The organism is Variovorax sp. 01N425 (assembly GCF_056399465.1).
The window spans coordinates 143,613-163,456 of record NZ_JBFTRJ010000012.1 but is presented as its reverse complement, the minus strand read 5'-3'; the positions used below and the strand labels follow the sequence as shown (position 1 = coordinate 163,456).

16 protein-coding genes are annotated in these 19,844 nt (G+C 69.1%); 11 read left to right on the top strand and 5 right to left on the bottom strand.

The features are described from left to right. Positions 1 to 2: 2 nt before the first annotated feature. Positions 3 to 1,703: a hypothetical protein gene (locus tag AC1DSC_RS22065; protein ID WP_369663110.1), complete on the bottom strand. Its 1,701-nt coding sequence runs from the start codon at positions 1,701 to 1,703 to the stop codon at positions 3 to 5. Between the two features lie 135 nt (positions 1,704 to 1,838). Between AC1DSC_RS22065 and AC1DSC_RS22060 the strand changes: the two genes are divergently transcribed. The 11 genes from AC1DSC_RS22060 to AC1DSC_RS22010 all read left to right on the top strand — a co-directional run bounded on the left by AC1DSC_RS22060 (position 1,839) and on the right by AC1DSC_RS22010 (position 11,941). Beyond that, on the top strand, positions 1,839 to 2,510 hold the full coding sequence (locus AC1DSC_RS22060) for an amino acid ABC transporter permease (RefSeq protein ID WP_012748516.1): 672 nt from the start codon (positions 1,839 to 1,841) through the stop codon (positions 2,508 to 2,510). Between the two features lie 29 nt (positions 2,511 to 2,539). Next, the gene (locus AC1DSC_RS22055; protein WP_307596546.1) at positions 2,540 to 3,193 is read left to right on the top strand and encodes an amino acid ABC transporter permease; all 654 of its coding nucleotides are present in this window, start codon (positions 2,540 to 2,542) and stop codon (positions 3,191 to 3,193) included. 50 nt (positions 3,194 to 3,243) lie between these two features. Further along, positions 3,244 to 4,050, top strand: coding sequence for a transporter substrate-binding domain-containing protein (locus tag AC1DSC_RS22050; protein ID WP_012748514.1), 807 nt, complete (start codon positions 3,244 to 3,246; stop codon positions 4,048 to 4,050). A 32-nt stretch (positions 4,051 to 4,082) separates the two neighbouring features. Beyond that, entirely contained in the window at positions 4,083 to 4,838 is a 756-nt protein-coding gene (locus tag AC1DSC_RS22045) for an amino acid ABC transporter ATP-binding protein (protein ID WP_369663109.1), read from the top strand. Continuing rightward, on the top strand, positions 4,838 to 5,581 hold the full coding sequence (locus AC1DSC_RS22040) for a sugar phosphate isomerase/epimerase family protein (protein ID WP_369663108.1): 744 nt from the start codon (positions 4,838 to 4,840) through the stop codon (positions 5,579 to 5,581). The genes AC1DSC_RS22045 and AC1DSC_RS22040 overlap by 1 nt, the downstream gene beginning before the upstream one ends. A gap of 10 nt (positions 5,582 to 5,591) precedes the next feature. Next, the gene (locus AC1DSC_RS22035) at positions 5,592 to 6,545 is read left to right on the top strand and encodes a sugar kinase (protein ID WP_369663107.1); all 954 of its coding nucleotides are present in this window, start codon (positions 5,592 to 5,594) and stop codon (positions 6,543 to 6,545) included. A 2-nt stretch (positions 6,546 to 6,547) separates the two neighbouring features. Then, the gene (locus AC1DSC_RS22030; RefSeq protein WP_369663106.1) at positions 6,548 to 7,534 is read left to right on the top strand and encodes a 2-hydroxyacid dehydrogenase; all 987 of its coding nucleotides are present in this window, start codon (positions 6,548 to 6,550) and stop codon (positions 7,532 to 7,534) included. Positions 7,535 to 7,658: 124 nt separating this feature from the next. Then, positions 7,659 to 8,687 carry a LacI family DNA-binding transcriptional regulator gene (locus AC1DSC_RS22025; protein ID WP_012748509.1) on the top strand — a complete coding sequence of 343 codons (1,029 nt, stop codon included), beginning with the start codon at positions 7,659 to 7,661 and terminating at the stop codon, positions 8,685 to 8,687. A gap of 50 nt (positions 8,688 to 8,737) precedes the next feature. Further along, entirely contained in the window at positions 8,738 to 9,574 is an 837-nt protein-coding gene (locus AC1DSC_RS22020) for a MurR/RpiR family transcriptional regulator (RefSeq protein ID WP_012748508.1), read from the top strand. Positions 9,575 to 9,782: 208 nt separating this feature from the next. Then, a complete protein-coding gene (locus AC1DSC_RS22015; RefSeq protein WP_369663105.1) occupies positions 9,783 to 11,237 on the top strand; it encodes an MFS transporter in 1,455 nt (484 codons plus the stop codon). A gap of 44 nt (positions 11,238 to 11,281) precedes the next feature. Then, positions 11,282 to 11,941: an aspartate/glutamate racemase family protein gene (locus AC1DSC_RS22010; protein ID WP_369663104.1), complete on the top strand. Its 660-nt coding sequence runs from the start codon at positions 11,282 to 11,284 to the stop codon at positions 11,939 to 11,941. A gap of 25 nt (positions 11,942 to 11,966) precedes the next feature. Here the strand turns inward: AC1DSC_RS22010 and AC1DSC_RS22005 are convergent, their stop codons facing one another. The 4 genes from AC1DSC_RS22005 to AC1DSC_RS21990 all read right to left on the bottom strand — a co-directional run bounded on the left by AC1DSC_RS22005 (position 11,967) and on the right by AC1DSC_RS21990 (position 19,812). Continuing rightward, positions 11,967 to 12,425: a RidA family protein gene (locus AC1DSC_RS22005; protein WP_012748505.1), complete on the bottom strand. Its 459-nt coding sequence runs from the start codon at positions 12,423 to 12,425 to the stop codon at positions 11,967 to 11,969. Next, positions 12,422 to 13,402: a transglutaminase family protein gene (locus AC1DSC_RS22000; protein WP_012748504.1), complete on the bottom strand. Its 981-nt coding sequence runs from the start codon at positions 13,400 to 13,402 to the stop codon at positions 12,422 to 12,424. Before AC1DSC_RS22000 ends, AC1DSC_RS22005 begins: the two co-directional genes overlap by 4 nt. A gap of 47 nt (positions 13,403 to 13,449) precedes the next feature. Continuing rightward, positions 13,450 to 16,185, bottom strand: coding sequence for a circularly permuted type 2 ATP-grasp protein (locus AC1DSC_RS21995; RefSeq protein WP_369663103.1), 2,736 nt, complete (start codon positions 16,183 to 16,185; stop codon positions 13,450 to 13,452). A gap of 84 nt (positions 16,186 to 16,269) precedes the next feature. Further along, positions 16,270 to 19,812: a transglutaminase family protein gene (locus AC1DSC_RS21990; RefSeq protein WP_436287862.1), complete on the bottom strand. Its 3,543-nt coding sequence runs from the start codon at positions 19,810 to 19,812 to the stop codon at positions 16,270 to 16,272. Between the last annotated feature and the right edge of the window lie 32 nt (positions 19,813 to 19,844).

The following is a 19,844-nucleotide window of genomic DNA, read 5'->3' as shown; positions in this document are numbered from 1 at the left end:
GTTCAGTCCGCTCCGCGCCGCCACACGCGCGCGAGCGCGGCCAGCTTGCCCTTGAAGCTCAGCCGGTCGTTCGACAGCGCGTCGATGAAGTCCGACAGCCGCTGCGACTTCACCATCGTGTAGATCGTGAGCCAGGTCGTGAAGACGAACACCACGCCGAACCAGAGCGCCTTGCGCCACAGCGGCGCGTCGGCCTCGGCCAGCAGGTTCATGCCGAGGAAGCCCGTGGTCACCGTGCCGATCAGGCCGAACAGCGTGACCACCGTGAGCCGCACCACGGTGCTGGCCTGCCGGCGCAGGCTGTCGGCATCCAGGTAGGTGTTCATGTCGGCGATGCGCGCCTTGACCTCGTCGTAGAGCGGGTCGAGCCCGAGGTGCGCGGTGCACATGTGGGAGAGCGCGCGCACCTGCGCCTGCTCCGAGATCTCGTGGAACCAGTAGCGGTGCGTGAAGCGCAGGAAGCGCTCGAAGCTCGAGCGGATCGCGCGCTTGAACTGCTTCACGCTCGGCGTGCTGTGGATGTCGAGCCGCTTGAGGGCCTCGACCAGCTGGTCCGAGAACATCAGCAGCGCCGCCTTCTGGAAATGCGCGATCAGGAACAGCAGGAAGTGCTGGTGGCGGAACTGCGCGAGCACGCCGCGGTCGCGGCAGCAGAAGAATTCGGAGCGTGCATCGCCCACCACGATCAGCGCATGGCCGTTGCACAGGTAGCGCGTGTTGGGCGCCGCGCCGGCATCGACCCAGAAGCGGTCGTAGCAGTAGCGGTGCTCGAAGTCGGCCAGGTGCTGCTCCGCGTAGGGCAGGTGGGCATGCTGCGCCGCATCGGCCTCGGCCGCGCCGGTGACGAGGCCGAGCCGGATGAAGTCGTTGCGCGAGAGGCGCTTCGGATCGTCGAGCGAAAGGTAGGCCATCAGCGGCATGCGGTAGTACTCGATCTGCCGGTAGCGCAGCGCGCCGGGCTCGTCGGAATGGTCGCTCACCAGCGGCTGCATCAGGTAGGCCCAGTGGGCCGAGATGCGCGGCGCGCGGTGCTGGGCCACGTGCGAGAGAAAGGCTTCGCGCTGCTGCGCATCCGAGCGCGCGAGCACGCGGCCGTCGGCGGCCAGCCATTCGACGCTGGCCATGCAATGCAGCGCGCCGCCCTCGGCGTTCCAGCCCGCAGGGTAGGCGCGGCCGAAGCGGTAGAGCAGGTCCTGCGCCTGTGCAAGGCTCAGGTGGTTGGCGCCGACCTCGAGGTTGAGCAGCACCACGTCGATGTCGAAGAAGAAGTACAGGTCGCAATGCACCACGTCGAGCGTGATCGGCGCGTCGCCCTGCTGCGCCACCACGCGCACGGCCGCAATGTCGTGGCGGCGGAAGATGCGCATCGGCGAATCGCCGTCGCTGCCGGTGCCCGTGCCGTCCTTGTTCTTCGAGCGGCCCTCGCCGTAGAGAAAGCGCTGCACGTAGGGCAGGAAGCTCACGAACTCGTTGTAGTGCCGCTCGTGGAAGCGGCTGCTGTCGCCGGTGTATTCGTCGATCTCCTCGCGCCAGGGCGAGGCCTCGCCCATCTCGCGCAGCACATGCCAGGGGCCGTGGTGCGTGGGCTTGGCGTCGGGCGCCGGCACCAGCCGCAGCGGCCAGAGCAGGGCTTGCCTGAAATGCTGCACGGCAGGAGGTGCAAGCACCTCTGCGGACGCGATGGCCTCGGATGTATTCAGCATCGCGCGAGTGTAGGCAGAAGGGCTGTCAAAACACTGACCTAGGGAAATCCCTGGCTTGGCCTGAAACCGGTTTCATATAAGCTGCAAGCATTGCTTTCGAGGCATGCGCACGGCCACGCCGTGCTCGCCCCACCCATGAACTACCAGTTTCAATTCGACGCCGTCTTCGCTGCCTGGCCGCTGCTGCTCAAGGGCACCTGGATCACGATCCAGCTCTCGCTCGTGGCCACGCTGCTGGGCCTGGTGGTCGCGATTTTTTGCGCCTGGGGCAAGACCTCGGGGCCCGGTTGGCTGCGCTTTGTCGTCAACGCCTACATCGAGGTGATCCGCAACACGCCGTTCCTCGTGCAGCTGTTCTTCTTTTTCTTTGCGCTGCCGGCCATCGGGCTGCGCTGGTCGCCGCAGACGGCCGCGCTGGTGGCCATGGTGGTGAACCTGGGCGCCTACGCCACGGAAATCATCCGCGCGGGCATCGAGTCGATTCCCAAGGGGCAGATCGAGGCGGGCAGGGCGCTCAACCTCAAGCCCTGGGAGATCTTCCGCTTCGTGATCATCAAGCCCGCGCTCAAGGCCATCTACCCGGCGCTCACGAGCCAGTTCATTTTGCTGATGCTGAGTTCGGCCGTGGTGTCGGTCATCTCGGCCGACGACCTGACCTCGGTGGCCGCCAACCTGCAGTCGCAGACCTTCCGCAGCTTCGAGATCTACATCGTGGTGGCCGCCATCTATCTTGCGCTGGCATTGGCCTTCTCGGCGATGTTCAAGCTGATCTACAAGCGCACGCTCAACTACCCGGACCGCCGGTAGCAGGCCCCAGAGCGGAGCAGGAAAAAACCATGCGTACCTTCGGCTTTCCCGAATTCCTTTTCATCCTCGAAGCGGCCAAGTGGACGCTCGCGCTGTCGGCCATTGCCTTCGTGGGCGGCGCGATCCTGGGGCTTGCCATCGCGCTCATGCGCACGTCGGAGTCGCCCTGGGCGCGCGGCGTGTCGACCACCTTCATCCAGATCTTCCAGGGCACGCCGCTGCTGCTGCAGCTGTTCCTGGTGTTCTTCGGCGCGCCGGTGCTGGGGCTGGACATCAACCCCTGGGTGGCGGCCGGTGTTGCGCTCATCCTGAACAGCGCCGCCTTCCTCGGCGAGATCTGGCGCGGCTGCATCGAGGCCATTCCGCGCGGCCAGTGGGAGGCGGCGCAGGCGCTCAACCTCAAGTACGCGGCGCGCATGCGCGACGTGGTGCTGCCGCAGGCGCTCAAGATCGCGCTCGCGCCCACGGTGGGCTACGTGGTGCAGATCATCAAGGGCACGTCGCTCGCCGCGATCATCGGCTTCGTCGAGGTCACGCGCGCCGGGCAGATCGTCAACAACGCCACCTTCCAGCCGCTGGTCGTGTTCTCGGTGGTGGCCGCTATCTACTTCGCGATCTGCTGGCCGCTGTCGCTGCTCGCGGCGCGCATGGAGCGCAAGCGCGCGCGGGCGCTGGCCCGCTGATTCCTTTTCCCTTTCACATTGCTTCCTTCTTTATCCAGGAGACACTTTCCATGACCCGTACCACCACCCGCCGCGCAGCGCTGGCAGCACTTGCATCCCTGGGATTGGGCGCCGCGCTCACCGTGTTCGCACCCTTCGCCTCGGCACAGTCCGTGGCCGACATCAAGAAGAAGGGCGAGATCACCATCGGCATGCTGGTCGACTTTCCGCCCTACGGCACCACCAACGCGCAGAACCAGCCCGACGGCTACGACGCCGACGTCGCCAGGCTGCTGGCCAAGGACTGGGGCGTCAAGGCCAACATCGTGCCGGTGACCGGCCCGAACCGCATTCCCTTCCTGCTGACCAACAAGGTCGACCTGCTGGTCGCCTCGCTCGCCATCACGCCCGAGCGCGCCAAGCAGGTGCAGTTCTCGCAGCCCTACGCGGCCGCGACCATCGTGCTGTACGGCGCGACCAAGGCGCCCATCAAGGCGGCCGGCGACCTGAAGGGCCTGCGCGTGGGCGTGGCCCGTGCGTCCACGCAAGACGTGGCCGTGACCAAGGCCGCGCCCGAAGGCACCGAGATCCGCCGCTTCGACGACGACGCCTCGGCCATGCAGGCGCTGATCTCGGGCCAGGTCGATGCGATCGGCTGCTCGGTGACCGTGGCCGCGCAGATCGCCAAGCGCGTGCCCGCCGGCACCTACGAGAACAAGTTCACGCTGGTGCAGCAGTCGATGGGCATCGCGATGCGTCCGGGCCAGGAAGAGCTGACCAAGGCGGTGAACGAATTCGTCGCCAAGAACACCGCCAACGGCGAGCTCAACAAGCTCTACCAGAAGTGGCTGCAGGCCGACCTGCCCAAGATGCAGTGAGCTTCGAAGGCTGAAGAAGAAGGAATCCTGGCATGACGACGGAATCGATCATCCGCATGGAAGCGGTCAACAAGTGGTACGGTGAATTCCAGGTGTTGACCGGCATCGACCTGTCGGTGCGCCAGGGCGAGCGCATCGTGATCTGCGGGCCCTCGGGCTCGGGCAAGTCCACGCTCATCCGCTGCATCAACCGGCTCGAGACGGTGCAGAAGGGCCGCATCGTGGTCGATGGCATCGAGCTCACCGCAGGCGGCAAGAACGTGGACGCGGTGCGCGCCGAAGTGGGCATGGTGTTCCAGCAGTTCAACCTGTTCCCGCATCTCACCATCCTGGAGAACTGCACGCTCGCGCCGATGCGCTCGCGCGGCATGACGAAGGCGCAGGCCGAAGAGGTGGCCATGAAGTACCTCACGCGCGTGCGCATTCCCGAGCAGGCAAGCAAGTACCCCAGCCAGCTCTCGGGCGGCCAGCAGCAGCGCGTGGCGATTGCGCGGGCGCTGTGCATGTCGCCCAAGATCATGCTGTTCGACGAGCCCACCTCGGCGCTCGACCCCGAGATGGTCAAGGAAGTGCTCGACACCATGATCGGCCTGGCCGAAGACGGCATGACCATGCTGTGCGTGACGCACGAGATGGGCTTTGCCCGCAGCGTGGCCGACCGCGTGATCTTCATGGCCGACGGAAAGATCGTCGAGCAGGCGCCGCCGCAGGAATTCTTCGGCAACCCGAAGGACGAGCGCACGCGCCAGTTCCTCGGCCAGATCCTGAGTTCGCACCAGGCCCACTGATGTCCTTCCAGGTATTGATTTCTCTGTCGTCCTTCGGTGCGGCCGAGGTGGGCAGGCATGGCCAGCTCTGGTGTGCGCAGATGGCGTTGGAGGCCGGTGCCGATTCGGTCGAGGTGCGCGGCGAGATGCTGCGCAACGCCGACGCGGAGCTGCCTTCGCTGGCCGGCCTGGCCTCGGTGTATTCGAGCCCCGAGGGGCTCTGGGCTGAAGGCGGCTGGCTCGATAGCGCTGCGCTGGCACGCGGCATCGCGGCCGCAACCAGGCTCGGCGCCCGGCGGCTCAAGATGTCGATCGGCGACTTTCGCGCGTCTTCGCACGGCTCGCTCTGGGGCCTGAAGGTGCAGCTTGCGGAAACCCGTGTCGAGCTGCTGATCGAGAACGACCAGACCGTGCGCGCCGGCACGCTGCCCGCGCTGCAGGCCTTCTTCGATGCGGCCGACCACGCCGGTGTCGAACTCGGCATGACCTTCGACATGGGCAACTGGCATTGGCTCGGCGAGTGCCCGCTGCAGGCCGCGCAGGCGCTGGGCCGCCGCGTGCGCTACGTGCACTGCAAGGGCGCGCAGCGGCTGCCGCACAAGTGGGTGGCGGTGCCGCTGGCCGACTCGGCCGCGCCGTGGCGCGCGGTGCTGCGCGCGCTGCCTGCCGATGTGCCGCACGCCATCGAATATCCTCTGGCGGGCGACGACCTGCCGGCCGTCGTGCGCGCGCAGGTCGACTTCATCCGCGCCGCGCGAGGCTAGGGAGACACACATGACAGAACCCACCGCTTTCGACGTTGCCCTGTTCGGCGAAGCCATGCTGCTGCTCGTGGCCGACCGGCCGGGCCCGCTGGAGGACGCGCAGGCGTTCCACAAGCGCACCGCCGGCGCAGAGACCAACGTGGCCATCGGCCTCTCGCGCCTGGGGCTCAAGGTGGGCTGGGCCAGCCGCCTGGGCACCGATTCGATGGGGCGCTACCTGATCGCGGCGATGAAGGGCGAGGGCATCGACTGCTCGCACGTCATCTGCGATCCGGCGCAGCGCACCGGCTTCCAGTTCAAGGGCCGCGTCACCGACGGCAGCGATCCGCCGGTCGAATACCACCGCAAGGGCTCGGCCGCGAGCCAGATGGGTCCGGCCGATATCGATGAGGCCTGGCTGCGCTCGGCGCGCCACCTGCATGCCACGGGCGTGTTCGCGGCCATCTCCGACACCAGCCTGCAGGCCGCGCTCAAGTCCATGGAGGTGATGCGCGCGGCCGGCCGCACGATCTCGTTCGACACCAACCTGCGGCCCACGCTGTGGCCGTCGACCGAGACCATGCGCCACTGGATCAACGAGCTGGCCTCGCGCGCCGACTGGGTGCTGCCGGGCATCGAGGAAGGCCTGCTGCTGACCGGCCATGACAAGCCCGAAGACGTGGCGAAGTTCTACCGCCAGCGCGGCGCGAAGCTCGTGGTCGTCAAGCTCGGTGCAGCCGGCGCCTACTACGACAGCGACGTGGCGGGCACCGGGCATGTCGACGGCTTCCCGGTGAAGGAAGTGATCGACACCGTGGGCGCGGGCGACGGCTTCGCAGCCGGCGTGGTGAGCGCATTGCTCGAAGGCAGGAGCGTGCCCGAGGCCGTGCGCCGCGGCGCCTGGATCGGCGCGCGCGCGGTGCAGGTGCTGGGCGACACCGAAGGCCTGCCGACGCGCGGGCAACTCGAAGAAGCAGGACTCTGACCATGACGACGACAAAAAAGAACGTGCTGGTCTTCCGGCCCCTGCCTGAAGACCAGCTGGCGCGCCTGCAGGCGGCGCACCATGTGACCGTGGCCGATCCGCGCAAGGAGCCCGAGGCCTTTGCCGCTGCGCTGCCCAGCGCACATGGACTGATCGGCGCGAGCCACACGGTCGATGCGGCGCTGCTCGACGCGGCGCCGCAGCTCCAGGTGATTTCGAGCATATCGGTCGGCGTCGACAACTACCCGCTGGCGGAACTGCACAAGCGCGGCATCGTGCTGTGCCACACGCCCGACGTGCTGACCGAGACCGTGGCCGACACGGTGTTCGCGATCCTGATGGCCACGCAGCGCCGCGTCGTCGAGCTCTCGACCATGGTGCGCGAAGGCCGCTGGACCAAGAACATCGGCGACGAACTCTTCGGCACCGACGTGCACGGCAAGACGCTCGGCATCCTCGGCTTCGGCCGCATCGGCCAGGCCGTGGCCCGGCGCGCGGCGCTGGGCTTTGGCATGCCGGTGCTCTACCACGCGCGCCGCCCGGTCGACCTGGCTGCACAGGCGCCCGAGCTGCAGGGCCGCGCCACGCATACGCCGCTCGACGATCTGCTCGCGCGCTCGGACATCGTGCTGGCAATGCTGCCGCTGACCGATGCCACGCGCGGCATGATCGACGCGGCCTTCTTCGCGCGCATGAAGCCCGGTGCGTCCTTCATCAACGGCGGCCGCGGCGCCACGGTCAACGAAGAAGCGCTGCTGCACGCGCTCGACCACGGCACGCTGCGCGCGGCCGGGCTCGACGTGTTCGCGAAGGAGCCGCTGCCCGCCGATTCGCCATTGCGCACCCATCCGCGCGTGACGCCGCTGCCGCACATCGGATCGGCCACGCACGAGACGCGGCACGCCATGGCGGAACTCGCGACGACCAACCTGCTGCAGGTGCTGGCGGGCGAGAAGCCGACGGCGCCGTACGACACGGCGGCGGCGTGATCTCCCCGAGGATTTTCTCCCTCCCCTTCCGGGGGAGGGCCGGGGTGGGGGCCCGCGGCGCATCCATCGAGCGCCCTGCCTGCCCCCATCCCAACCTTCCCCCGGAAGGGGAAGGAGCCAATCCATGAACCCCAGCGGCCGCGCCACCATCGCCGACGTCGCCGAGGCGGCCGGCGTTTCCAAGGCCACCGTCTCGCGTTTTCTCAACCACCGCGAGCGCCTGCTGAGCCGCGACATCGCGGCGCGCGTGGAAGCGGCCATCGCCAAACTGGCCTACACGCCGAGCCCGATGGCGCAGGCGCTGAGCCATGGGCGCTCGCGCCTCATCGGCCTGATCGTGGCCGACATCACCAACCCCTATTCGGTGGCCGTGCTGCGCGGTGCCGAGAAGGCCTGCCAGGACGCGGGCTACCTGGTGATGCTGTTCAACCTGGGCAACGAGAGCGAACGCGAGCGCGAGGCCATCGATGCGCTCGCGGGCTACCAGGTCGACGGCTTCATTCTCAACACCCTGGGCCGCGGCAGCAACGTGGTCGACGCGGTCACGCTGCACGGCAAGCCCGCGGTGCTGGTGGACCGCCGCCACACCGGCATGCACACCGACTTCGTCGCGCTCGACAACCATTCGGCCATGCGCGACACCTGCGGCCACCTGGTCGAGGGCGGCTACCGCGAACTGCTCTACGTGACCGAGCCGCAGAAGGGCGTGAGCTCGCGGCGCGAACGCACGGCCGCCTTCGGTGCCTGCGTGGCCGCGCACGAGCCGCGCGTGGCGGGCGAGGTGTTCGAAAGCGTGGAGGGCGACGGCGATGCGCTCGACGAGGCATTGCGTGCGCTGCGCCAGCGCGCCAAACGGGGGCGCCGCGCGGCCGTGGTCGCGGGCAATGCGGTGGTCACGCTGCGCATCGCGCAGTCGATGGCGCGGCTGGGCTGGCAGTTCGGGCAGGACCTGGGCTTCGTCGGCTTCGACGATCCCGAATGGGCCTCGCTGATCGGCCCCGGCCTGAGCACCGTGGCGCAGCCGACCGACGCCATCGGCCGCACGGCCGCCACCTGCCTGATCGAGCGGCTGCGCGGGCTCGATGCCGCACCGCGCCAGCTGCTGCTGCCGGGGCAGCTGGTGGTGCGGGGCTCGTCGCAGGCACAGCCGTAGCGCCGCGAGGCGGCGTGGCATCATCGTGCGACGCTTCCCACCGCCCACCCATGTCCGCCGATTCCTTCGTCCGCCGCGTTCGCAGCCAGCTCGACCAGTTGCCCGCAACCGAACGCCAGCTTGCCGATTTCGTCCTGGAGTTTCCCGGCGAACTGGCCAGCTATGCGGGCAATGAACTCGCGGAACTCGCGGGCGTGTCGCCTTCCACGGTGAGCCGCTTCATCCGGCGCATCGGCTACGAGAACTATGAAGAGGCACGGCGCCACGTGCGGGAAGAAAAGCAGACCGGCTCCCCGCTGTTCCAGAACGCCACCGAAGCCTCCAAGCGCGGCCATCTCGTGGCCACGCACTTCCAGCAGTCGCAGGCCAACCTCGCGAACACCTTCGAGCGCCTGGACGACCGGCAGATGGCCGAGATCGTGAAGGCGATCATCGGCGCGGGGCAGGTGCTGATCTTCGGCACGCGCAGCAGCCATGCGTTCGCGCTGTACCTGCGCTGGCAGATCATCCAGGTGGTGCCGCGCGTCACGGCCATCCCGGGACCGGGCGAAACGCTGGCCGAGCACCTGGCGGGGCTGGGCGAGCGCGACTGCGTGATCGTGTTCGGCCTGCGCCGGCAGACCCGCCAGCTCGACACCCTGCTGGCGGCCGCGCACCGCGCCGGCGCGAAGATCGTCTACATCAGCGACCGCGCCTCGCCTGATTTCGCGGATGCCACCTGGTCGCTGCAATGCGACTGCCGCGGCCCGGGGCTGCTGGACAACCACGCGGCCGTGATGGGCGTGTGCGACCTGATCGCCACGATGGTGGTCGAGGCTGCCGGTTCGGCCGGCCGCAAGCGGCTGGCGGCGATCGAGCTGGGGCACGAGGAAAACGGCGAGCTCTGAGGGGCTGAGCTGGCACCCGGCTGTCGAAGCCGAAAAAAACGGGCACGAAGCTTGCGCAGGCTTGTGACTGGATGAAATTTGGATTTCAATTGCACCAAGTAGGTGAAATCCATATGCCATTCAGGTGCGTTGCCGCCTACCATGCGTTCCGCGACACCGGGCTGCGACGCGCAAACGAGCACTTCAATCCTTTCTCAAGGGGTTTTCCATGGCTGGACCTGCACTCTCCTCCGGGCCCGACTCGCCCCGAGTCGCCGAGCTCGATCGCGCGCTCGACACCATCGGCGTCACGCGTTCGCACCACACGATCATCTTCCTGATCCTCATCGGCTGCCTGTTCGATGCCTTCGAGCAGAACGCGGTGGGCATCGTCGGCCCCATGCTGCGCGAGCAGTGGGGGCTGAGTGCATCGGACATCGGTTTCCTGAACACCGTCACCTTCGCCTGCGCAGCCACCGGGCGCATCGTCTCGGGCTTCATTGCCGACCGCTACGGGCGCCGCGTGATGCTGTCGATCGACCTGCTGCTGTTCACGCTCGGTGCGGGCATCTGCGCGATGGCACCGAACTTCACGGTGATGGCGCTGGGCCGCGCGGTGGTGGGCTTCGGGCTGGGCGGCGAGATCGCCATTGCCGTGACCATGCTGGCCGAGTTCTGCTCGACCAAGTTCCGCGGCACGGCCGTGGGGCTGGTGAACGTGGGCGCCGGCGGGCTGGGCAACTTTCTTGCGCCGGCTTTCGGCCTGCTGGTGTTCTGGATGTTCCCGGGCGACAACGCCTGGCGCTGGCTGTTCGCCTGCCTCATGGTGCCGGCTCTGCTTGGCGCGTTCTATCGCCGCTTCATCCCCGAGACGCCGCGCTTCCTGCTGTCGCAGGGCCGCGTCAGGGAGACCAACGCGGTGCTCTCGCGGCTGGCCTCGGGGCGGCTGTCGGGCAAGCTGGCGGCCGAGCGGGAATACATCACCGACGACCGCATGGGCGCGCAGGCCGCACGGCCGAAGGTGCGCGTGACCGAAATATTCCGCGGCGCGCTGGCGCGGCGCACCGCTGCGCTGTGCATCACGATCTGGATGACCTACGGCGCGCAGATCTCGGTGCTCACGCTGATGCCGACCATCCTCGTGACGCTGGGCTACAGCATGTCCAAGAGCCTGATGTTCACGATGGTGATGCAGGGCGGCAGCCTGCTGGGCGCCATTGCGGCCTCGCTGCTGGGCTTTCACTTTCCGCGCAAGCGGGTGCTGACGGCCGGCGCCGTGTGCGCCTGCCTCGCGGCGCTGGCCATCGGCTTCGTGGCCAAGAGCATCGCCGTGATCCTGGTCGCGGGCGCGGTGTTCCAGTTCTTCGTGCTGCTGCTCAACACCACCATCTGGATCTTCGCCCCCGAGCTGTATCCGACGCGCGTGCGCGCCTTCGGCACCGCTTTCATCCTGGCCACGGGCACCGCCGCGGGCGCGCTGATGCCGCTGGTGGCGGGCCGGCTGTTCGACGCCTTCGGGCTGGTGGGTGTGTTCGGCCTGGCCGCCGCGATGTACGCGGTGTTCGTTGCCAGCGTGCAGTGCGTGCCCGAGACCTATGGCCGGTCGCCCGATGCATTGCCGCTGGCCGGCGAGGCCGAGCCTGGCGACGGGACGCCGGCAGCGTCGCTGGCGCGTTCGAACTGAGCCGCGCAACAACCGATCTCCCAAAGAAGAAAGCGTCCTTCCGCATGCCAGACATCCTGCTCATCAACCCCAACGCGTCCGCCGCGACCACCGACATGATGGTCGGGATCGCATCGGCCGAAGCCCCCGCCGGCTGCCGCGTGACGGGCCGCACGGCGACCCAGGGCCCGCCGATGATCGTCAACGAACGCGAGCTGGACGCAGCTGCGGCCGAAGTGCTGAAGGTGTGGCAGACGGCGGCGGGCGAGCGCTGGGACGGCGTGATCGTCAGCGCCTTCGGCGACCCTGGCGTGGAGCTGGTACGGCGCGACGCGTGCGTGCCCGTGGTTGGCATCGCCGAGGCATCGATGCTCGCGGCGGGCGAGGGCGGCCGGCGCTTCGGCATCGCCACCATCACGCCCGATCTCGCGGCGCCCATCGAGGCGCGCGCCGCCGCGCTCGGGCTGCGCGCGCAGTTCAGCGGCATCCGCCTCACGCAGGGCGATCCGCGCACGCTCGCGGCCGATGCGCGCGCGCTCGAGGAAGCGTTGGCGCAGGCCGTTCAGCGCTGCATCGCCGACGATGGTGCCGAGGCCGTGATCATCGGCGGCGGTCCGCTCGGGCAGGCGGCGCTCGCGCTGACGCCCCGGTTCAAGGTGCCGGTGATCGCGCCGATCGGCGCCGCGATGCGGCTGCTTTGTTTGAAGCTCGCGGTCACGCCCTGAGGCGGTGCGAGGCAACGAAAGAAGATCAGCCGACTTCTGCGATCAGCTCGATCTCGACGCAGGCGCCCATCGGCACCTGCGCCACGCCGAACGCGCTGCGCGCATGCGCGCCCTTTTCGGGGCCGAACACTTCGGCGAAGAATTCGCTCGCGCCATTGGTCACGAGGTGCTGTTCGGTGAACGTGCCCACGGAGTTGACCAGGCTCATGACCTTGACGATGCGCGTGACCTTGTTCAGGTCGCCCACGGCCGCATGCAGCGTGCCGAGCAGGTCGATGGCAATGGCGCGCGCGGCCTGCTTGCCTTCTTCGGTGCCGATGTTCGCGCCGAGCTGGCCGGCCCAGACCTTGCCGTCCTTCTTGGCGATGTGGCCCGAGAGGAACACGAGGTTGCCGGTGCGCACGAAGGGCACGTAGGCCGCGGCGGGGGCAGCGACCGGGGGCAGGGTGATGCCGAGGCTGGAAAGCTTGTCGTAAACGCTCATTGAAGATCCTTTTCAGTGGGTTGCGATGGAGTCTGTGATTGTGACTGCGCTGCCTCTTCGGCCTGCGCGCGCAGCTCCTCGATGGGACGCACCGTCACGCCCACCTTGAGCGTGTGGCGTGCGCCGCCGTGCAGCACGCCGCGCATCGGCGAGACGTCGGAGTAGTCGCGGCCGATGGCGAGCGCGACGTAGTCTTCGCCGGGCTGGCGCCCGTTGGTGGGGTCGAAATCGGCCCAGCCGCCGGTGCTTTCAGGACCGTCGCCTTCGCCCGGCAGGTAGACCGACACCCAGGCGTGCGAGGCGTCGGCGCCCACCAGCCGCGGCTGGCCCGGCGGCGGCTGCGTGAGCAGGTAGCCGCTCACGTAGCGCGCCGGCAGGCCCATGACGCGAAAGCACGCGATCATGATGTGGGCGAAGTCCTGGCACACGCCCTTGCGCTGCGCCAGCGCCTCGGCGGCGGGCGTGTTGATCTCGGTGCTGTCGGCGTCGTAGGCGAAGTCGCGGTACATGCGCTCGGTCAGGTCCATGGCCACGTCGAAGGTGGGCCGCTCGGGTGCGAAGCTCGCGCGCGCATAGGCCGCGAAGTCGTCGTGGCGCGGCACGTAGGGCGATGGAAACACGAACTCCGAGGCCGGGTCGAAGGTGGCGTCCTTGCGGTAGCGGAAGCGCTCGCGCACGGCCTCCCAGGGCAGCTCGCGCGCAATACCGGGCGCGAGCTGCGGCGCCCCGGTCTCGACCACGCTTTCGGCCGTGACGACGAGGCTGTCGTGCGTGGCCTCGAGCGCGAAGAAGGCGCGCGTGTTGCCGTAGACGTCGGGCACTTCGCTGCGCTGCGCGGGCGGCGGCTCGATCGCGAGCTTGTGGCTCACGAGCCGCTGCGAGGCGGTGGCCAGCGGCTTCAGGTGGGCCAGGTGCTGCGCCGTTTCGACCGCGGGCGAATATTCGTAGCGGGTTTCGTGCGTGACGTGAAGGAGCATGAGGGTCCTGTGGGGTTGCAGTGCGAAGCGGCGCGGGCCGTCCCGCCTCAGGCGCCGACCGAGCGCAGCGATTCCGAGGTGAGCGTGAAATAGCGCGTGCCGATGGCGTCGGACACATGGTAGGCCGCCGTCTCGCAACTGGCCAGAAGCTGCACCAGCGCCGGGTAGTCGGCCTCGGCGCCGGCCGCGCAGAGATGCTCGAGCGTCCAGGCGGCGGGGTCGGGCAGCTCGTACGACAGCGCGGTGAGCTTGCCGGGCGCGCTGCCGGCCAGGCGCGCGATGCGTCCGCGCAGCGTCTGCGTGACCCACGCCAGCGAGCGCGGGTTCTCGGCATCGAGCACCAGCAGGTCGACCAGCGTGGCCACGTCGCGCCGCTGCTGGTAGCGGGCGTGGAAGGTGATGGTGCTGTCGAACAGCGCCACCATGGCTTCGAAGCCGCTCACTTCGTGCACGGCGCCGTTCTCGAAACCGGCCTCCAGCGCGCTCGCAAGAAAGCCCAGCCGCTCGATGTGGCGGCCGATCGACAGCAGGCGCCAGGCGTCGTCGCGCGTCATGCGGTCGGTCTGCGCGCCGGTCATGGCGGCGAGCGCGGTGCTGGCGGATTCGAGCGCGCGCAGCGCGGCGCCGGTGGCAAAGCTGCCTTCGCCGGCCTGCTCGGCCGCGCGCCGCAAAAAGTCGGCCTCGGCGCGCACGATCTGGTTCCAGGTGTCCTGCGAGAGCCGTTCGCGCACGGCGGCGGCGGCCTGCCGGATGCAGCGCAGGCTGAAGCCCACGCTGCCGCCGCGCGCCACGTCGCCGAGCTCGGCGATCAGCGCGCGTTCGAACACGCGGCGCGACTGCGGCGCGCTCGGCGCCTCGGCCGGCACCAGCGCATTGCGCAGCGCCATGCGGTGCAGCCAGTCGAGCAGCGGGCGCGACGATTGGTCTTCGCTGCCCAGCAGGTTGAGCGTGAGGCGCGCGAGGCGCACGGCGTTTTCGGCGCGCTCGGTGTAGCGGCCGAGCCAGAACATGTTCTCGGCCGCGCGGCTGGTCACGGGCGCACGGTGCCGCGCGAGCGAGGCCGGCGTGGCATGCGGCTGCAGCAGCGTGGTGCGGTCGACCTCGCCGTGCGTCTGCACCCACACGTCGGCGCTGCTGCCGCCGCGCTGCATGGAGGCGATCTGCGCATCGCGGCCCGCCAGCCGCGCCAGCCCGCCCGGCAGCACGCGCCAGGACTGCGGCCCATCGCTCACCGCGAAGACGCGCAGCAGCATCGCGCGCGGCGCGATGTGGCCGGGGCCCATGTCGTTGGCCCAGGTGGGCATCTGCGACAGCGGCAGGTAGCTCTGGACCGTGTGGGCCTCGCCCTCGCGCACGATGCGGCCGGCCCATTCGTCGAGCTCGCGCCGGCTGAGCTTGCTGCCGAGCACCGCGTCGAAGCTGGTCTGCCCGTCCGACCCGGGATAGGTGGGCTTGATGGCGCAGTCGCCCAGCTGCGGCAGCACCGCCTCGAGCGCGGCGCGCTCGCCGCACCACCAGGTCGGCAGCGCCGGCAGCTTGAGCTTTTCGCCGATGAGGCGGCGCGCGAGCCCGGGCAGGAAGCCCAGCAGCGCGGGCGACTCGAGGAAGGCCGAGCCCGGCATGTTGGCCACCAGCACGTTGCCGGCGCGAATCGCCTGCAGCAGGCCCGGCACGCCCAGCGTGGAATCGGGGCGCAGCTCGAGCGGGTCGAGGAACTGGTCGTCCAGCCGCTTGATGAGGCCGTGCACCGGCCGCAGCCCCTGCAGGGTCTTGAGGTAGAGGCGCTGGTCGCGCACCGTGAGGTCGCTGCCCTCGACCAGCGTCAGGCCCAGGTAGCGCGCGAGGTACGCATGCTCGAAGTAGGTCTCGTTGTAGGGGCCGGGCGTCAGCAGCGCGATGTGCGGCGGCACGCCGGCCGGGCACATGCGCTGCAGGCCGTCCATCATGGCGCTGTAGGTGGCGGCCAGGCGCTGCACCTGCAGGGCCTCGAACGCCTGCGGAAACTGGCGCGTGATGGCCAGCCGGTTCTCGAGCAGGTAGCCCAGGCCCGAGGGCGCCTGGGTGCGCTGCGACACCACCCACCAGTTGCCATCGGGCCCGCGGGCGAGGTCGAAGGCCGCGATGTGCAGCCATGTGTCGCCCGGCGGCTTCACGCCGTGCATCGCGCGCAGGTAGCCGGGATGGCCGTGCACCAGCGCCGCCGGCAGCAGGCCTTCGGCCAGCAGCTGCTGCGGGCCGTAGACATCGGCCATGACGCGGTCGAGCACGCGCGTGCGCTGCAGCACGCCGGTCTCGATCTGGGCCCAGCTCTCGGGCGAGACGATCAGCGGGAACAGGTCGAGCGACCAGGGCCGCTGCGGACCGTCGGCGTCGGCATAGACGTTGTAGGTGACGCCGTTGTCCCGGATCTGCCGCTCGAGGCTGACCGCGCGCCGTGGCAGGTCGTTGAATCCGCCCGGGCCGAGCTGCTCGAAGAAGGCGTTCCAGGCGGGCGTGAGCGGCGGGGTGTCGCCGGGGGCGGGCTGAAGGATCTGGGTTTGAGTTTGTGTCTGTGATTGAGCCTGCGACGGACCCGGCGGCTGCGCCGCAGCGTCGTAGAGCATGGGCGGCATCGGCGCCAAGGGCGCTGCCCCCGCGGCCGGCCGCGCGGGCACCGCGGGCGTGGCCTGCCCGCGCAGTTCGTCGAAGTGGCCGGGCAGGGCGGCCGGCGCGAGCGCCGACGCCAGGGCGGCTGGAAATTCCAGCGCCTGGGCATCGAACAGGGATTCGTTCAGGGGTTCCACAGGAGGTGGATTGTCACATTGCCGTCACCGGCCGGATGACGGGCGATGTGCTGAATGTCCTCTTGCGGGCTTTTCAAACCCCTGTCAGCGCCGCAAATCGAGCGTGAACGGGAATTCGCGGCTGCCCGCGAGCTCGATGGTGGCCGGCGGCGTACGCATCAGCCCCGGCGTGTGGCCCATCTGCGTGAAGCGCGACATGCGCCGGCTTTCCGCCTCGTAGGCATTGACCGGGAAGGTGTCGTAGTTGCGCCCGCCCGGGTGGGCCACGAAGTACTGGCAGCCGCCCAGCGAGCGCTTCATCCAGGTGTCGACGATGTCGAAGGTGAGCGGCGCATGGGCGCCGATGCTCGGATGCAGCGCCGACGGCGGGTTCCAGGCCTTGTAGCGCACGCCCGCCACGAATTCGCCGACGGTGCCCGTGGGCTGCAGCGGCAGCACCTTGCCGTTGACGGTGATCACGTGGCGGCTTTCGTTCAGGCCGGTCACGCGCACCTCGATGCGCTCGAGCGACGAATCGACGTAGCGCACCGTGCCGCCGGCCGAGCCTTCCTCGCCCATCACGTGCCACGGCTCCAGCGCATTGCGCAGCGACAGCTCCACGCCCATGGCCTGCACCTGGCCCACCAGCGGAAAGCGGAACTCCAGGTGCGGCGCGAACCAGTCGGCATCGAAGGCGAAGCCGGCCTGGCGCATCTCGCTGATCACGTCGTCGAAATCCATCTTGACGAAGGTCGGCAGCAGGAAGCGGTCGTGCAGCTCGGTGCCCCAGCGGGTGACGGGCGCCTTGTACGGCTCGTCCCAGAAGCGGGCCACCAGCGCGCGAATGAGCAACTGCTGCGCAATGCTCATGCGCGCATGCGGCGGCATCTCGAAGGCGCGCAGCTCCAGCAGGCCGAGGCGGCCGGTGCTCGAATCGGGCGAGTAGAGCTTGTCGATGCAGAACTCGCTGCGGTGGGTGTTGCCCGACACGTCGATCAGGATGTTGCGCAGCGTGCGGTCCACCAGCCAGGCCGGCATGTTCTGGCCGTGGATCTCGCGGCTTCTCGCGATTTCCTTCAGCGCGATTTCAAGTTCGTAGACCTGGTCGTTGCGCGCCTCGTCCACGCGCGGCGCCTGGCTGGTCGGGCCGATGAACATGCCCGAGAACAGGTAGCTCAGCGACGGGTGGTTGTGCCAGTAGAGCAAGAGGCTCGCGAGCAGCTCGGGCCGGCGCAGGAACGGGCTGTCGGCCGGCGTGGCGCCGCCCATCACGAAGTGGTTGCCGCCGCCGGTGCCGGTGTGGCGCCCGTCGGTCATGAACTTCTCGGCCGAGAGGCGGGTCTCGAACGCGGCGTTGTAGAGGAACTCGGTGTGGGCGACCAGTTCCTTCCAGTTGTGGGCCGGATGGATGTTGACTTCGATCACGCCCGGGTCGGGTGTGACGGCCAGCGTCTTCAGGCGCGGGTCGCGCGGCGGCGGATAGCCTTCCATCACGATGCGCATGCCGAGCTGCTGGGCGGTGGCTTCGACGGCCGCGACCAGGTCGAGGTAGTCCTCCAGGCGCGCGAGCGGCGGCATGAAGACATAGAGCACGCCCGAGGCGCTGCCCTTTTTCTCGGCCGCGGGGCCGTTGGCGCGGCGCGGATCGCGCACTTCGACGCACAGCGCGGTGCGCGTGACCCAGTGGGCCGATTCGCCGCGCACCGGCTGGCGCGTGGACGGCGTGGCGGAAGAGCGGGTGGCTGCTGCTGCGTCGTCGGCTGCGGTGGCATCGCCGCCCGCGGCCGTGCCTGCTGCGGCTGCCTCGCCCGGCGCCTGCATGCGCAGGGCCGCAGGCACCACCGGCGGCGCACCGAAGGCATAAGGCACGGCGCCCAGGTCGGCGCCCGCTGCGCCGCCGGCCGGCACGGCATAGCGCGCGCGGTAGTCGGCCGAACTCGGCAGCGCGGCGCGCGGCGCGGTGGGGTCGCGCTCGACGAGGTAGGGGTAGTCGCCCTTGCTGGCCCAGGGCTGCGAATCGAGCGGCAGGCGGTAGCCCATCGGCGAATCGCCCGGGATCAGGTAGAGCCGGTCGTCGCGCAGGAACCAGGGGCCGGTCTTCCAGCCCGGGCCTTCGAGCGCGGGCGCGTCGGCATCGGCGTTGGCGGGTTCCAGCGGCAGCATGTAGCCGATGACCGCGTCGAGCTTCTGCGTGAACACGCGGCGCAGGCGGACGCGCTCGAGCTCGTCGTCGAGCTTCGACTCGAAGGGGTCGACGTTGACCGGCAGGCGGCGTTCGCGCCAGAGGTAGTAGTAGACGTCTTCGTAGCCGGGCTGGACGTAGCGTTCGGTGATGCCGAGCTTGTGCGCCAGCACGGTGGTGAAGCGGCGCGCGTCTTCGCTCGTGTAGTGCGTGGGCACGCGCTCGTCGGCGAAGAGTTCGGGGTCGTGCCAGAGCGTCTGGCCGTCGGCGCGCCAGAAGATCGACAGCGCCCAGCGCGGCAGCTGCTCGCCCGGGTACCACTTGCCCTGGCCGAAATGCAGGAAGCCGCCCTGGCCGTACTCGGCGCGCAGCTTGTGCACGAGCTCGGTGGCATAGCCGCGCTTGGTGGGGCCGAGCGCATCGGTGTTCCACTCGGGCGCGTCGCGGTCGCTGGTGGCCACGTAGGTGGGCTCGCCACCCATCGTGAGGCGCACGTCGCCGGCTTTCAGCCGCGCATCGACCGCGTCGCCGAGCGCGAGCACCTCGGCCCATTGCTCCTCGGTGTAGGGCTTGGTCACGCGCGGCGATTCGTAGATGCGCGTGACCTTCATCTCATGGCCGAAGTCGACCTCGGCTTCGTCCACCCCGCCTTCGATGGGCGCGGCGCTCGAAGGCGTGGGCGTGCAGGCGAGCGGGATGTGGCCTTCGCCGGCCAGGAGGCCCGAGGTGGCATCCAGGCCGATCCAGCCCGCGCCGGGCAGGAAGACCTCGCACCAGGCGTGCAGGTCGGTGAAGTCGACCGTGGTGCCGCTCGGGCCGTCGAGCGCCTTGACGTCGGGCGTGAGCTGGATCAGGTAGCCCGAGACGAAGCGCGCGGCCAGGCCGCAATGGCGCAGCAGCTGCACCAGCAGCCAGCCCGAGTCGCGGCAGGAGCCGCTGCCGCTGGTGAGCGTTTCTTCCGGCGTCTGCACGCCGGGCTCCATGCGGATCAGGTAGTTGACGTCCTGCTGCACCTGCTGGTTGAGGCCGACCAGGAAGTCGATGGTGCGCTGCTCCTTGCGCTCGATCTTGTCGAGGTAAGCCGCCAGCAGCGGCGTGGGTTCCTCGGTGACGAGATAGGGCGCGAGTTCCTCGGCCTGCGAGGCGGTGTACTTGAACGGGAAGTTCTCGGCCTGCGGCTCGAGGAAGAAGTCGAAGGGGTTGTAGACCGCCATCTCGACGACCAGGTCGACCGTGACCTTGAACTCGCGCGTCTTCTCGGGAAACACGAGCCGCGCCTGGTAGTTGGCGAACGGGTCCTGCATCCAGTTGACGAAGTGCTCGGCCGGCTCGACCTGCAGCGAATACGAGATGACGTTGCTGCGGCAGTGCGGCGCGGGGCGCAAGCGCACGACCTGCGGGCCCAACTGCACCAGGCGGTCGTATTTGTAGTGGGTGACGTGGTGGAGTGCGGCGTGAATGGACATGCGTTTTGTGTGCAGTACTGCGAGATTGCATC

Bases quoted from the DNA above. Each gene is read 5' to 3' on its own strand.
- AC1DSC_RS22065 (WP_369663110.1), bottom strand. From the start codon at position 1,703: ATGCTGAATACATCCGAGGCCATCGCGTCCGCAGAGGTGCTTGCACCT.
- AC1DSC_RS22060 (WP_012748516.1), top strand. From the start codon at position 1,839: ATGAACTACCAGTTTCAATTCGACGCCGTCTTCGCTGCCTGGCCGCTG.
- AC1DSC_RS22055 (WP_307596546.1), top strand. From the start codon at position 2,540: ATGCGTACCTTCGGCTTTCCCGAATTCCTTTTCATCCTCGAAGCGGCC.
- AC1DSC_RS22050 (WP_012748514.1), top strand. From the start codon at position 3,244: ATGACCCGTACCACCACCCGCCGCGCAGCGCTGGCAGCACTTGCATCC.
- AC1DSC_RS22045 (WP_369663109.1), top strand. From the start codon at position 4,083: ATGACGACGGAATCGATCATCCGCATGGAAGCGGTCAACAAGTGGTAC.
- AC1DSC_RS22040 (WP_369663108.1), top strand. From the start codon at position 4,838: ATGTCCTTCCAGGTATTGATTTCTCTGTCGTCCTTCGGTGCGGCCGAG.
- AC1DSC_RS22035 (WP_369663107.1), top strand. From the start codon at position 5,592: ATGACAGAACCCACCGCTTTCGACGTTGCCCTGTTCGGCGAAGCCATG.
- AC1DSC_RS22030 (WP_369663106.1), top strand. From the start codon at position 6,548: ATGACGACGACAAAAAAGAACGTGCTGGTCTTCCGGCCCCTGCCTGAA.
- AC1DSC_RS22025 (WP_012748509.1), top strand. From the start codon at position 7,659: ATGAACCCCAGCGGCCGCGCCACCATCGCCGACGTCGCCGAGGCGGCC.
- AC1DSC_RS22020 (WP_012748508.1), top strand. From the start codon at position 8,738: ATGTCCGCCGATTCCTTCGTCCGCCGCGTTCGCAGCCAGCTCGACCAG.
- AC1DSC_RS22015 (WP_369663105.1), top strand. From the start codon at position 9,783: ATGGCTGGACCTGCACTCTCCTCCGGGCCCGACTCGCCCCGAGTCGCC.
- AC1DSC_RS22010 (WP_369663104.1), top strand. From the start codon at position 11,282: ATGCCAGACATCCTGCTCATCAACCCCAACGCGTCCGCCGCGACCACC.
- AC1DSC_RS22005 (WP_012748505.1), bottom strand. From the start codon at position 12,425: ATGAGCGTTTACGACAAGCTTTCCAGCCTCGGCATCACCCTGCCCCCG.
- AC1DSC_RS22000 (WP_012748504.1), bottom strand. From the start codon at position 13,402: ATGCTCCTTCACGTCACGCACGAAACCCGCTACGAATATTCGCCCGCG.
- AC1DSC_RS21990 (WP_436287862.1), bottom strand. From the start codon at position 19,812: ATGTCCATTCACGCCGCACTCCACCACGTCACCCACTACAAATACGAC.